Origin of the sequence: Bacteriovorax sp. Seq25_V, from assembly GCF_000447795.1 — a bacterium.
GTDB lineage: Bacteria > Bdellovibrionota > Bacteriovoracia > Bacteriovoracales > Bacteriovoracaceae > Halobacteriovorax_A.
The window spans coordinates 154,146-168,903 of record NZ_AUNI01000009.1 but is presented as its reverse complement, the minus strand read 5'-3'; the positions used below and the strand labels follow the sequence as shown (position 1 = coordinate 168,903).

At 36.5% G+C, this 14,758-nt stretch carries 11 protein-coding genes and 1 riboswitch; of the genes, 8 read left to right on the top strand and 3 right to left on the bottom strand.

The genetic code is table 11. From position 1 onward, the window contains the following. Positions 1 to 11: 11 nt before the first annotated feature. A complete protein-coding gene (locus tag M900_RS02060) occupies positions 12 to 971 on the top strand; it encodes a YheT family hydrolase (RefSeq protein WP_021273419.1) in 960 nt (319 codons plus the stop codon). 34 nt (positions 972 to 1,005) lie between these two features. Here the strand turns inward: M900_RS02060 and M900_RS16845 are convergent, their stop codons facing one another. Continuing rightward, complete coding sequence (locus tag M900_RS16845; RefSeq protein ID WP_021273484.1) at positions 1,006 to 2,175, bottom strand: serine protease; 1,170 nt, start codon at positions 2,173 to 2,175, stop codon at positions 1,006 to 1,008. A 362-nt stretch (positions 2,176 to 2,537) separates the two neighbouring features. Further along, on the bottom strand, positions 2,538 to 3,476 hold the full coding sequence (locus M900_RS02050; protein WP_034730814.1) for a LysR substrate-binding domain-containing protein: 939 nt from the start codon (positions 3,474 to 3,476) through the stop codon (positions 2,538 to 2,540). 56 nt (positions 3,477 to 3,532) lie between these two features. Beyond that, a riboswitch (TPP riboswitch) is annotated at positions 3,533 to 3,636 on the top strand. On the opposite strand from M900_RS02050, the gene M900_RS02045 reads away from it, so the two are divergent. From M900_RS02045 to M900_RS16840, 5 genes are all read left to right on the top strand, one after another. Further along, on the top strand, positions 3,626 to 5,038 hold the full coding sequence (locus M900_RS02045) for a sodium:solute symporter (protein WP_034730811.1): 1,413 nt from the start codon (positions 3,626 to 3,628) through the stop codon (positions 5,036 to 5,038). It overlaps the preceding riboswitch by 11 nt. Before the next feature lie 70 nt (positions 5,039 to 5,108). Beyond that, positions 5,109 to 7,424 carry an NADP-dependent malic enzyme gene (locus M900_RS18005; RefSeq protein ID WP_021273337.1) on the top strand — a complete coding sequence of 772 codons (2,316 nt, stop codon included), beginning with the start codon at positions 5,109 to 5,111 and terminating at the stop codon, positions 7,422 to 7,424. Between the two features lie 2 nt (positions 7,425 to 7,426). Next, positions 7,427 to 7,819 carry a Rid family detoxifying hydrolase gene (locus tag M900_RS02035; protein WP_021273550.1) on the top strand — a complete coding sequence of 131 codons (393 nt, stop codon included), beginning with the start codon at positions 7,427 to 7,429 and terminating at the stop codon, positions 7,817 to 7,819. Positions 7,820 to 7,822: 3 nt separating this feature from the next. Further along, positions 7,823 to 8,464, top strand: a complete 642-nt coding sequence (locus tag M900_RS02030; RefSeq protein WP_021273451.1) for a YdcF family protein — start codon at positions 7,823 to 7,825, stop codon at positions 8,462 to 8,464. Positions 8,465 to 8,475: 11 nt separating this feature from the next. Next, positions 8,476 to 9,906 (top strand): leucyl aminopeptidase family protein, encoded by a 1,431-nt coding sequence (locus M900_RS16840; RefSeq protein WP_021273530.1) that lies wholly within the window; start codon positions 8,476 to 8,478, stop codon positions 9,904 to 9,906. Positions 9,907 to 9,941: 35 nt separating this feature from the next. On the opposite strand, the gene M900_RS02020 is transcribed toward M900_RS16840, so the two are convergent. Then, on the bottom strand, positions 9,942 to 11,588 hold the full coding sequence (locus M900_RS02020) for a hypothetical protein (RefSeq protein WP_021273441.1): 1,647 nt from the start codon (positions 11,586 to 11,588) through the stop codon (positions 9,942 to 9,944). 222 nt (positions 11,589 to 11,810) lie between these two features. Here M900_RS02020 and M900_RS02015 point away from each other — a divergent pair, with 222 nt between their 5' ends. Together M900_RS02015 and M900_RS02010 are read left to right on the top strand one after the other, a co-directional pair. After that, complete coding sequence (locus M900_RS02015; protein ID WP_021273353.1) at positions 11,811 to 12,791, top strand: hypothetical protein; 981 nt, start codon at positions 11,811 to 11,813, stop codon at positions 12,789 to 12,791. A 117-nt stretch (positions 12,792 to 12,908) separates the two neighbouring features. After that, entirely contained in the window at positions 12,909 to 14,741 is a 1,833-nt protein-coding gene (locus M900_RS02010) for a hypothetical protein (protein ID WP_021273299.1), read from the top strand. Positions 14,742 to 14,758 lie beyond the last annotated feature (17 nt).

Sequence of the window (14,758 nt, the reverse complement as noted above, 5' to 3'; positions counted from 1 at the left end):
AAGAAGTAAATATGCCAATCATAAAATCAAAGTATAAGCCGGCCAAACTTTTTAGAAATGGACATGTCCAAACTCTTCTTCCTTACGTTACAAGAAAAAAACCTGACATCGAAGTTAGTAAGCAATCTCTCACGACTCGTGATAATGATCATATCTCTTACTATCTCTTTCCTGTTGCCAGCCGTAAGCTTGTGATTATCACTCACGGCCTAGAGGGGCGAGGAGATGATAAGTACATTTTAAACTTAGCCAAAATTCTAAATGAATCTGATTTTGATGTACTCACATGGAACATGAGAACTTGTGGTGGAGATATGAATAGGACCCACAAGTTTTATAATGCTGTCGACTACGATGATCTCGATCTGATCGTTTCAAAATTTGAAGACCTGTATGAAGAGATTAATCTTATTGGAATTAGTCTTGGTGGTTCAATAACAGGAAATTATATTTCTCGAAATGCTAACAACTTGAGTTTAAAAATAAAAAAAGCGTGTCTCCTCTCGACACCTCTTCATCTTGAATCATCACGTGTAAGTCTTGAAACCCGTACCTCAAAAATTTTATACCAAGGAAATTTTCTCTATTCAATGAAGTCGAAAGTTAAGCAGAAACTAAATGATTTTGATATTCCAGTAGATTTTAAACAAGTAAAGAAGGCACGATTTATAAGTGAGATTGATCATCTCGTTATTGCGCCTATTTATGGTTATAAAGATGGTGAAGACTATAGAGCAAAGGCATCATGCTTACCTCACCTGCCAAAAGTTAAAATTCCTGTGCTAATACTCAATGCACTTGATGATCCTTTTTTAGGAAAAGAAAGTTATCCTTATGAACTGGCCAAGAAGAATGATCTCATTTTTTTAGAGACTCCAGAGCATGGAGGACACGTTGGCTTTATTAAAGATAAAAGAAATGGGTTGTATTACCACGAACAAAGTATTTTAAGTTGGTTTAAAAGCAAATAAAAAAGGCTCCTTTCGGAGCCTGTCTTTTTTTAAATTATTTTTTTGAAAATTCAAGATCGTATTTAGCCTGTGCTCCCTTGTATCCGTATACCTTGATATAGTATGCTGTTGAAGAAGAAACTCTTAGTCTTACACTTTCATCATCACTTGCTGATTCAACAGTTTTCACTAACTTCTTTCCACTTGCATATTGCTTATATACTTTAAAGTCTAAGTCTCCTTCGCTGTGCTTGAACTTGATTTTGAAATCTAAAACTTCACCAGCTTTCATTTCTACTTTGTACATGTCGATGTCAGTCGCACTCCCAACACTCAATCCACTTGCTTTTACTCCATCTTCCAATTCAGTTGCTGTTGCATATGTTTGGTTATCATCACTGAAAACCGGCGTAGGTACTGGAGTTGGAGTTGGTTCATCTGCGTCTACTAAAACACCAGGAAAATTAGACTTGATGAAAGGTACAATTTTAGTCATTGGTACCCCAGAGTTACTCTCCCCTCTTCCAGTCCAGCCCCCGCCGTGACCAAAGTGATGAATTGCGATTACTTTATTTGAATCTGCCGCAAATAATGGTGAACCAGATGACCCCCCTAATGTATCTGCATCATAGTAAATATCATCGCTAACTTGTACTACTTTCCCTGGTGAAACTTTCTTTGACCAATCACAGTCACGTACTGTGTAGTAATCACAGTTTTGGTGAACCACGTAGATCTGAGCTCCTACTGCCGGTACAACTTCTGCAAGTTCTACTTTTCCATATTTTAGTCCTGGCGTTCCCTCACATCTTACAAGTGCAAAATCTAACGCCGGATCATTCCCAATAAATGTTGAACATTTGATCTCTTCTTGTGCACTCTTAGAAACACCTTTTTCGTGTTTCATATAAACTTTCATCCCGATAACATCTGCCGCACTTCCAATACAGTGCTCGTTAGTCATAAGAACATTTTCAGAGATTAGAAAACCAGTACATCTTCCACCATTTGCAAATTGCACATCGGCTACGGCCTTACCTGCAACTCTCTTAGCGTCAGTACTTGAAAGGTCTGTGATTTCTCCCCAGTTAACCTCTCCCACGATGATATTAGAACCATCAAAAGTAGCGTTTCCTTCTGGTATCGTCTTTCCACACGAAACCATTGTTGCTACTACTGCCATTCCCACTGTTCCCTTAACTAATTTACTCATCATCTTTCTCATCCTTGGACTCCTTCCACTGGGACTCGCGTCCCTCTCTGCTTGAGTTCAATATAGTAATTAAATAAAACAATTTCATTGAATGCGGCGTGTAATTTAAAGAGAAAGTGCGAAATATAAGAAGATGTAAGAAAATAGCATTATCACACTGCTTTCTTACTTTAAAAGGCGTCAAAATGAAACCAAACTGCCCCTTTCGGATGGTGTTGGAATCTAATTCAAATCTAGAGAATTGTACTTATATCGCAAGGTTGCTGATAAAAATTAGATCTCCATTAGCAACTGCTTCAATTAAGAATGATGAAACGATGATCTCGTATAAAGAATTGAAATTCTTAACACCATTCAAGTGGAGCATTTCTTAATTATTTAAGACGAACGACTTCAACCTCACCAACTTTATAGCTTTTAAGTTCTTTTGGAATAGTGTCTAGAATCACTTTTTCTAAAGCGTCGATGATCTTTTCTTTATAGAAGTTTCTGCCATAAACAATAGATACTTCTCGCGTTGGTACAGGGGCCTTGAATGGCTTAACAAGAGACTTCTTTGTTCCCGCAATATCGATCATATCGAGGTGAGGAATAAGTGTGTATCCAGAGTCTTTTACAACGAGGTTTTTAAGCGTTTCTAAACTTCCACTTTCAAACCTTTGACCAGCATGAGTTCCTCCACCACGAGAGCAAAGAGACAAAACTTGGCCTCTAAAACAATGACCTTCCCTTAGTAGCCAAAGGCCTTCTGTATTTAGGTCAGAAGATTCGAGTTGTGCTTTCCTAGAAAGCTCATGCTTTTTAGAAACAAATCCATAAAAAGGCTCATAGAATAATACCCTCTCAACAAGAGAGTTATTATGTAGAGGTGTCACTAACACGGCAGCGTCGAGTTCGTCTCTGTCGAGCATCTGAATGATCTCTTCGGTTGTTCTCTCATTTAAGATAAGTTCAACTTGAGGTAACGCCTCAGAAAACTTATTTAAAAAAAGTGGAACAAGATACGGAGCAAGAGTTGGAATGATTCCAAGCCTAAACTCTCCAGTTAGTCCTGCTGTCGGATCATTTGTAATATCTTTTAACTTCTTAAATTCTTTTAATACAGTACGTGACTGATGAATAAACTTCTCTCCTTCAATTGTTGGGATAACAGGATTTTTGGAGCGATCAAAGATCATGAAGCCGAGGCTTTCCTCTAATTTTTGAATCTGCATGCTTAGTGTTGGCTGTGAAACATGACATTCTTCGGATGCTTTTCTAAAGTGACGATGTTTGTCTACGGCTAAGATATATTCAAGTTGTGTGATAGTCATGAGCTATTACCCTTTTCAAAATCATTAATTTCCTCTATTATACTTAAAAATTACCAATACTCAATCAGGGGAGCCATTTTTGGCTGAGAGGTTTGAAAACAAACGACCCTTTGAACTTGATCCAGCTAATACTGGCGAAAGGAGATCGCATGAAATCAGAAATTGACCTGTGGACAACACTATCACGCCTTGATGTAGGAATATTCTTTGTCGTTCTATTAATCACGGCTGCTTCTGTAATCATTGGCCAAAAATTAAAAAGTAAAGCTATCCAATCAGAAGAAGAGTCAATGCTTGATCTTCTTATTCTTGGAAGACAATTAACTCTTCCGATGTTCGTCGCGACTCTTGTAGCAACATGGTATGGTGGAATTTTTGGTGTAACTGAAATTGCTTTTAACGAAGGTGTCTTCAATTTTGTGACTCAAGGTTTCTTCTGGTATGTCGCCTATATAATTTTCGCATTCTTTCTCATACACAAAATTGCGCCATACAAAGCAATCACACTTCCTGACTTGATTGAAAAAATGTTTGGTCCAAAATCAGCAAAGCTTGCGGCCATATTTAATTTTTTCAATGTTCTTCCTGTCGCGTACACAATCAGCTTAGGAATTTTTCTACAATTACTTTTTGGTGGAGAACTATATCTTAATATTATTTTAGGGACACTCTTTGTCGTTCTTTATTCAATGTGGGGCGGGTTTCGCGCAGTTGTCTTTTCTGACTTAATTCAATTCTTTGTCATGTGTACGGGTGTTGTGATCGTTTTGATTTTCTCGTACACAACTTTTGGAGGCCTTGATTTTCTTAGAGCAAATCTTCCAGAAACTCACTTTGCTCTAACTGGAAAAGTAGGTCTTGGAACAACACTAGTATGGGGATTCATTGCCCTATCAACTTTAGTTGATCCTAACTTCTACCAACGTTGTTTTGCAGCGGTAAGCGAAAAAGCTGCTCGTAATGGAATTTTGTATTCGACGCTAATTTGGTTTTGCTTTGATATTTGTACAACTCTGGGTGCAATGTATGCACGCGCAGTTATTCCAGAAGCACAATCAGGACATGCTTATTTGACGTATGCGATTCAAATTCTTCCTGATGGACTAAGAGGATTTGTCCTTGCCGGAATTCTTGCAACGATTCTTTCGACAATGGACTCATATCTTTTTCTTGCGGGTACTACTCTCGCTTATGACCTTGCTCCAAAAAAACTTAAAGGAAAAGTCATTGTCCACCACTTAGGAATTATTCTCGTTGGTATCATCTCTGTGATTCTTGCAATGGTTTTCAAAGGAAATATCAAAACTGTATGGAAAACGCTTGGAAGTTTTTCAGCTTCTTGCTTACTTTTACCTGTGATGTATGGGCACATCTTCCCAGGAAAAATTAAAGATAAACAATTTGTATATGCATGTTTACTTGGAGTTGTAACTACTGCCACATGGCGCAATATCAACCGCCCTGCATTATTTGTGGATGTAGATGAATTATATGTAGGAATTCTTACAACTTCCCTTGTTTTATTCTTGCACTACATTATGTCTAAAAAAAAGATGGCCTAAAAAGTTATCTTTTCATGATTCATGGAGTATTCTTAGGGGCAAAAATTGTTTGGAAACAAAGGAATAAATCGTGACAGAAAATCAAGACAAAGTTAAGGATTCACGCACGCAAGCGGCTCTCGATTACCACTCAAATGGTAGAGCCGGAAAAATTGAAGTAATCGCAACGAAGCCATGCTTAACGGCATCAGATCTTACAAAAGCATATTCTCCAGGAGTAGCAGCTCCATGTCTTGAAATCGCAAAGAATGTTCAAGATGTATACAAGTATACAGCGAAAGGAAACCTTGTTGCTGTTATTTCAAACGGAACAGCAGTTCTAGGTCTCGGAGATATTGGTCCAGAAGCTGGAAAGCCAGTAATGGAAGGAAAAGGGATTCTATTCAAAAGGTTTGCAGATATCGACGTATTCGATCTTGAAGTAAATGAAAAAACAGTCGAAGGTATGGTTAATGTTGTAAAAGCACTTGAGCCAACTTTTGGAGGGGTTAACCTTGAAGATATCAAGGCACCAGAGTGTTTTGAAATTGAAAAGCAGCTTATCGAAATCATGGATATCCCAGTATTTCACGATGATCAACACGGAACTGCAATTATTGCTTCTGCGGCATTTATCAATGCTGTCGAAATTTCGAAGAAAAAGATTGAAGACGTAAAGGTAGTTTTCTCAGGAGCTGGAGCTGCTTCAATTGCATGTGCAAAGCTATTTAAAACTCTTGGTGTTCAAGCTAAAAACCTTTATATGACTGATTCAAAAGGCGTTATCTACAAAGGTAGAACTGAAGGGATGAACGTTTATAAAGACGAATTTGCGGTTGAAACTTCTGATCGATCACTTGCTGATGCAATGAATGGAGCAGATGCATTCATCGGTTGTTCTGCTAAAGGTGTTCTGACAAAAGAAATGGTAGCAACAATGGCAAAGAATCCAATTATCTTTGCAATGGCTAACCCAGATCCAGAAATTCTTCCAAGTGAAGTTGCTGAAGTTAGAAATGATGCCATCATGGCAACAGGAAGATCAGACTTCCCTAACCAAGTAAATAACGTTCTAGGTTTTCCTTATATTTTTAGAGGAGCACTTGATGTTCGTGCTAGAAAGATCAATGAGGAAATGAAGCTCGCTGCTGTTTACGCAATTGCAGGTCTTGCTAAAGAAGAAGTACCTGATGATGTAAAGATGGCCTATGGTGGAGAGGATTTCTCTTTTGGGCCAGATTATTTAATTCCAAAGCCATTTGATAAGAGAGTACTAACAAGAGTTTCTCCAGCAGTTGCAAAAGCCGCGATGGAAACTGGTGTTGCAAGAACTCCAATCAGTGACTTAGACGAATATGCTGCTCACCTTGAATCAAAACAGCACTCAAGTGGTGCTTTCATGAAATTAACAAGAGATAGACTATCTTCTCACGTTAAGAAAACTGGAAAGAAAGTTAGCATGGTTTTTGCTGAAGGTTCAAACTCTAGAATTCTTCAAGCTGCAAAAACACTTCTTGATGAAGGAAAGATCCAACCTATTCTTCTAGGAAATAGAACAACTATCAATAGAAAAATTGAAGAGCTTGGCCTTACTGGCCTTGAAGAAGTAGAAATTATTTCTCCAAGAAAAGCGGATAATCTTGAAGACTTTTATAGAGAGTATACGAAAGAAAAACAAAGAAGTGGTGTTTCAATTTACCACGCAGAAGATCTTATGACTCAAGAGAACTACTACGGTTCGATGATGGTTAGAAAAGGTCTTGCTGATACATTTATAGCAGGTCCAACTCTAAACTACGGTGATTGCCTTAAACCAGTTTTTCAAGTAATTGGAACTAAGGAAGGACATAAAGCTGCAGGTGTATTTATTCTTGTTTTCAAAGACAGAGTATTATTCCTTGCTGATACAACAACTCAAATCAATCCTTCTGCGGAAGATTTAAGTGAAATCGCAAACTCTACAGCTCAACTTTATAAGCATTTAATGAGAAAAGATCCAAGCATTGCCTTCCTAAGCTTCTCAAGCTTTGGTTCTAGTAAAGATCCTTCAGCTCTTAAGATGAAGAAGGCTACGCAAATCACACGTGAGAAGTACCCAACTTTAAATGTTGAAGGTGAGATGCAAGCAGACGTTGCTGTGAATAAGAATATTCAGAATAAACTTTTCGACTTCTGTGAGCTTGATAAGTCTGCAGACATTCTTATTTTCCCAGAGTTAAACTCTGCGAATATTGCATACAAGTTACTTCAACAATTAACTGAAGCCGATGCGATTGGGCCAATCCTTGTTCCAATGAAGCACACTGCAAACGTAATTCAAAGAACGGCATCAATTCCAGAAATCGTAAATATGTGTCGTCTAACAGCTCTTCTTTCAAAAGAAGAAACTATAAACAACGAGGCGTAAGAATGAGTACATTTGATAAAAAAATCATTAAAACAGATAAGGCCCCTGCAGCAGTAGGGACTTATTCACAAGGTGTTGAGTTTAGAGATATGATTCTTTTCTCTGGACAGATTGGTCTTCATCCAGAAACAGGTGTTCTTGCTTCAGGATTTGAGGCACAATTAGCACAAACACTTGCAAATATTGATGGATTACTGGAAAGTCAAAATTTAACAAGAGATCATATTCTAAAGACAACGATCTTCCTCACTGACCTTAGTGAATTTGGAAAAGTAAACGAAGCTTACCTTCAGTACTTTGCTTCTCCATTTCCTGCGAGAAGTTGTGTTGAAGTTCCAAGACTTCCAAAAGATGCTTTAATTGAAATTGAAGTAATCGCTGCGAGAAAACCGTAGTCTATGTTTAACGACAAGAAATATGTTTTTGAAACAAGCCAAACACGTACAATGAGAAGGCTTAAAAGTCTTCTCATGTCTTTGGCTTCTCTTTTCTTTGTTTATTCTATTCTGTGTATTATTCTCCTCCTCGTCTCAAAACAAGAAAATCAAGAATCAAAGGAGACTTTCTTTAAGAAAAGTCCTGACCTGATTGTTGTCTTCACTGGAGATGCTGGAAGAATTCCTTACGCGATAAAGCTTGCAAAAGAACTGAAGCAATCAAATATCCTTATTTCTGGAGTTCATAGTAAGAATAACGTCGATCTTCTACTGAAGGATATAAATACTGAATCTCAGATTAATCCAAACTTTCTAGAACTGGACTATCAAGCACGTAATACCTATGAAAATGTTATGAGAACTCTCGACTATATTAGAGCATCTAAGGGGCTCAAAGATATTTTAGTCATTTCCCATGACTATCATATCTTAAGAATTAAGGCCGTATTTGAAGAAAAAAGGCGTAAAGATGACGTCTTCAATCTATATTACTCCGGCGTGAATACAAACTACTCAAATTTTAGAAATATAAAAATTCTATATAAAGAAGTTTTTAAATTTTTTAGAACTATCGCATACCTATCTCTAGCAGATATCGACTAAAGGACATAAACATGAATTTTAAAATTAATTCAGGGCTTTCTAAAAGCTCTAAAAAAACTGAATCCACTCTTCTAATCTTAACGTCAGCATCTCTTGCCTCGGCAATTAAGAAATTTGGACTTTCAAAAAATCAACTCGAAGAACTAAAGAAATCAAAGTCGAAACTTGTACTCAAAGATCAAACTCTTTACACAGTAGTTCTCGACTCTCAGATATCAAGTAATGGTCACGATGGCTTTATTGATACAAGTCTCTATGGTCAAGCAAGAGAGGCACTCGGCCAATTAGCTACAGAATTAGCAGGAAAGACAATAAATATAGAAATCTCTGGTCTGCATGAAGAACAAATTATTGGTAGTATTGTTGGACTCGAGTTAGGACTTTATAGATTCTCAGGTACTTTAAGTCTTTCATATAATTCTATTTTAGTGGATGGAAAGAAAATTAAAGATACAATTATCACAAGTGCTAAGGAGATTGCGGTCTCAATTAATCAAGCAAGACACCTTGTTAACCTTCCTCCAAATGAGCTACATCCAGTTTCATATGCAAATGAAATTAAAAAACTTTATGCAAAAAGCAAGAGTATTAAAGTTGAAGTACTCGATGAAAAAAAGCTAGCGAAGGAGAAATGTGGACTTCTTCTAAGTGTTGGAAGATCTTCGAACAATCCTCCTCGTATTGTTCACTTAAAGTATTCACCAGCAGGAGCAAAAGGAAAATCAATTGCCCTAGTTGGAAAGGGACTTACGTTTGATAGTGGTGGTCTAGACATAAAACCTGCTGCAGGAATGAGACTAATGAAGAAAGACATGGGTGGTTCTGCAACACTGATTGGTCTTTCGAGATGGCTTGAAAACTCTAAGATTAAAAAGAATGTCGATATCTATCTTGCACTTGCAGAAAATGCAATTTCAGAAAATGCTTCGAGACCAAGTGATATCTATATGTCTCGCGCGGGTATTAGTGTAGAAATTCACAATACAGATGCAGAAGGCCGCTTAGCACTTGCTGATACTATTAGCTACGCTCTGGACAAGAAACCTGAAGTACTAATTGATGTTGCTACACTAACAGGTGCCGGCAAGGTTTCGTTAGGGCAAGACATTGCAAGTTTATTTTCAAATGATGACGGCCTAGCAACAGCATTACAAAGAAGTTCAGCCAAGATGAATGATCTTGCGTGGAGAATGCCACTATATCAACCGTACATTAAAGATTTCAACAGCGACTTCGCTGATATGACAAACGCTGGTAGCTCGGGATATGCAGGTTCAATTACGGCCGCTCTTTTTCTTGAGAAGTTTATTACAAAGGGAACGAAATGGGCCCACCTCGATATCTTTGGATGGACAAGTGGAGCAAAGCCATCACTTGTTCAACGAGGAGGTAGTGGTCAAAGCGTTGAAACGCTTATCGACTTTCTTGCCTCAAGTAAGTAATCATAAACTCGAGGGCAGTATTTCTAAGTACTGCCCTAATTAAAAACATCAGATAGTTCAATAGTTCTCTTTGAAGCTTCAATTTTTCTTATCGTTAAATTTTTATCCGGTGTTGCCGTACCTTTTGTAATCTCCCCACGCTTTCCTTGGTAGAGATAATATAGGTAATCGTAGATATTTGTAGAATTAATATCTTTATGATGGTGTGAAATTCTCTTAAGATCTTGAAGTAGCTCATAAGCAAAGCCAACCGTCGCAACAGCTGCAGCACGAGGCTGATCAAGCTCTGACTTCTTTATCCTATAAGACTCTACAATCAACTTTGGGATTCTTTTCATCTGAGTGAGGCCACGAGAGTTTTGCTTCACATTTAGCCCATTACCTTTAGCTATTGATACTAAGATTGGTGCAGTTTCTTTAATTTTATATTTCAGTGATTCTCCATACTGGGTTTCTACATTCATTACACCATAAGCAAATTTCGCTAATTCATTATAAGTATCAGAGTCCATTCCATACAATTTCATTAAATTTCTCTTTTCAGATTCAAGTGCTTCAGCAAATTCCACATTTGTTTGACTACGAGATTCAACCTTGAATTTAATTGGAATAAAGTGATGATCTCTTCCTGTATAATTATAGGCCGTATAGAATTCTTTTGAATTTGATGAATTAAAAGCAAGCTCATGGTTCTTCACTCTGAAATTATGCGAACGTTCATCACTAGGAAGGATGATAACGACAGATCCATCGTCTAACGAGATATAATCCTCTAAAGTTTTAAAGAAAGTTCCATCACTATTATAGAGATGCTTATTCCCCATTAGATAATATATTCCAGCTCCACCAATATTGCGTCTATCATCAAGAGAAAGTTTTGATTGCAGAACATCATCAGAAACTAAACGATCTCCCTCATATATCTTGATCGTTTTATTTGATTTTGAAATTATTGCATACTCACTACTACTATATGACTTAAAATATTCAAATATAGCATCAAGTCCGCTACTTTCATTTCTAGTGTATTTAGTGTGACCGCTCAAAGAATTGCGACTATCTATCACTTCGATTTCTCTTGGTACTTTTAGCCTTTCCAGCTTAAGAAGAGGGCGGCTTAAAATTTGCTCACCATTCAGTTTTATTCCCGAGCCAGTATTTTCAACCTTGTCTGCATAGGCAAGCATATCGCCATAGAGGTCATCGCTTTCAGTGATATCAATTAAGCACTCCGCAACTTCCATAGTATCAAGAAGGGCCTGTGCGCTTATTCTATTAACCGTTTCATTGTTTCCAACTGCCCCTGTCAGCTTCACTACAATATTTGAAAGATTAAAATCATTAATAACCTTATTTTCAATAAAGTCTAAATTCTGTAATGCATAAATAAACTTAACTTCAGATGCATTGAATATGTCACTTTCTTCTCTCTTCATTAGCAACATGGCCAATGTTGCAGAAGCATTGTTTAGTCTTCTATCTCTATTCCAATAACTCGATTTCTTTGCAGCTTCGATAAAGCTCTTATAAGAAGTTTCTAGGAAAAGAGTTTTAAAATCAGATTTAAAATCGAGTATTTCCTGTGAGCTCATTCGAGATATTTTTAAACTTACATAATCCTCGAGAGTTTTAAGACCTCTATCACTTAAGAATACAGCCGTTTTAATTGCAATTAATTCCATCCGGTTTGTATAAATTCTGTCACGTGAACAATTATTGGACACATTTAAGCGTCTACAGTCGTTGGCATAAGCTGCTGAAAAGCCTAGAAATGTAAGTATCAAAATAAGTTTTTTCATACTGACAACTCTGCAAGTTAGATACCAATATACACGCAATATTTTTATTTTTGGCATCGTACTTGCTTATAAATATACATATTAATCAAGATAAAGGGTGTATTTATGAAGTTACAACTACTTAAATTGATCACAGTTTTAACAGTGTTTACTTTTTCTACAACTGCTAAAGAATGCGATTTTTCTAAGCCGGAAATTACACTTCCAGAAAACTACAGCTCTAATCTTGAAATTTTAGAAATTGCAACTCGTGCACTCTCATTCTCCGAGAATGGAATAACTTACTATACTGACCTTTCAGAACTTCAAAAAGCGGACAGAAGAAAAAAGAAAACAAAATCATCTCCAGCTTATCTTGATGCGGTAGGAAGAATCAAAACGGTTTTAACAAATAGGCAAGTTTCATATTGTTCAGGTACGTTAATTTCAGCAATCCCTGGCCAATCAAGTCGTGTTATCAAATCTGCAGGTCACTGTTTTGGTAACACAGAAACCGAATCAAAGTATGATATAAAAAGTATCACTTGGGAAACAACAACAAAGTCTGGCTTAAAAATTGTTAAAGATCTTAACATTGAGGAATTAAACCTAGAAAGAGACTCAGCAGTACTCTCTTTTAATGGAAAAATCCCATTTTCTACAATTAAGCCGGCTCTAATTGAAACTGAACTGGCCATGCACCCATCAGAGTTTATTAGATATGATAATCAAACAACGGTCATTTCTGCAGGATATAGTTCAGATAATCTCAAAGGAGACAATGGGAAAACACTAACATATGACGACCAGATAAGAGCACAAGAGTTTATTAACCTTAACGCTTATGACAGAAGAAAGTTTGGAGTTCAAACTGTTTCGTTTTCAGGAGCAAGTGGTGGAGCTCTTCTCGTTGACGTAGATCTTTCGTACGAGGATATCGATAATCCATACAAGCAAGTTTATTATGTTGGTACAACGATCACTCTTGGATACGATACGAAGTACTACAAAGAATCATCATCTAGTACATCAGCAGGTTCAGCATCAACTAACTACGATTCATACCTCGGAGTTGACGACCGCTTCTTAAATGAATTAAATAAATAATTACCAACTAACAGTGGCACTCGAAAGCTCTTTTGAATGCCACCAAACCTATTAAATTCAACAATTTGCTAAAAGACACTAAACTTTTTTTCGATACTTGACGATAATGAACAAGTAATGAAAAAAACTACTTTAAAACTAATTATATTATCAATTTCATATCATGGTCTTCTTTATGCCAATGAAGACTATAAGAGATATAAAGATTACTACTGCAAAACAGGCATTAGGAAGATTGAAAATGTTATTATTTCTTGCACTCAGTTCAATCCTAATCCAACTGTAAAAACAGAATCTGATCTCGATGATATTATCAATTATACTGTTAAACAAAGTTTTACTGATTTCTGTCGTCAGAATAAAAATGTAGAAATAAAAGGATTTGAATCAGAAAAAGATTTAGTTCCTTTCCCATTAAATAATTGCATATGCAAACTTCCTAAATCAAAAAGGGCTAAAGATCCATTCTGTAAGAATGAAGATGAAAATAAAAACAAGCTACAATATAAAGCTATTACCATTCTTCCAGAGATTGAATCCCTAGGAAGTTTAGAGCTTGAAACTTGTCCTCCAGAGAAAAGTAAAAAAGAAATTGTGTCTTTATCACAATGTAAAGATGATGAATCAAAAAAGACACTTAACTATCTGCTAAAAGGTTTACTCATAAGTGAGGGAATAAATGCGGTGGTTTCAAATACTATCGAAACACTACTAAAAGAAGATAACATTTCCACATGCCAAACAGAGACAATCGATTCACTATGCGATAAATTATCGATACCAGAAAATGAATATTCAATCAACTATGAAGACATTCGTGTATTTAATTCTTCACTTATAAATGATGAGATAAACATTGACAATATTCTGATATATTCCTGCTTAGCTGGCGTCGATATCTACAGTGAAACAACAAATGAAATAATTCCAGAAATTCAGCAACTAGTGAAAGAATATCAACAAGAAGATAAGCCAGAACTTGAAAATAAATACGGTATTAGAATTGATGAAGACGATAGTCTTTTCATAATCAACAGAAAGATTGCAATCGCTGAACATAAGAAACAGTATGAGAGAGATGTAATAAGAACTACTGAAATTACAACTGAACTTAATTCACTAATCGATCAACTTTCTAAGACACAAAACCCTGTGCAAAGAAAGCAGATATTTACTAAGCTTCATCAGCTTAAGAAAGAACTTCGAAAAGTCGCAAGAACAGTACCACAAAAAGATAATATCTCCTCTATTAAAGATATAGAAAGCAAGTATCCTGATGAAGCTCAGCAGTACTATGCTGAAATTAAAAATGATCACAGAAAGAATTCAACAAGTAGCAATTGGTCGCAGGCAAAAGATTATAAGCCTACCCCATCTACGTTTAAAGCAAAAAACAATAACTCTGTTAACAAAGCTAATTCCAACAAGCAATATACTCCCTTCTACACCAAGACAGAAAAAGCTGTAAGAACAAATATTGTACCTGCAGCTCCAAAGTCAAAAGAAGAGATTGCTAAAGATAAAAGAGAAGATGCACAGAGAAAAAAAGAAAGCATCAGTAATACATTTTCAGATGCCTTACCAAGCGCTGCCTCAAGAAGTGCAACGACAACAAGAAGTCCAGCCTCACTACCAAACAGTGGGAAGTCAAATTCATCATCTGGAGTGGGATCAATTTCAGCACCTTCTCTAAAGTCGTATAATATTCCAAGCAAGGAAAAAGAGCCCGAAGTCATAAACAACAGTGATAAACCAAAAATCAAAGTTGTTTTCATTGCTGATCAAAAAGTAATGAAGCTCTTCAAGCTCGAAAACAAGGGATACGAACTCAAAGAGGAAATTACAAAGGAAGACTTCGTCGAAAATTTTGAAAGCTTTCCTAAACTTGTGAAAGAACAGGGGCGAGACTTCTTCAATATATTTGACTCGAGAAAGCTGAATATACAATAAGGAGGATAAAATCCTCC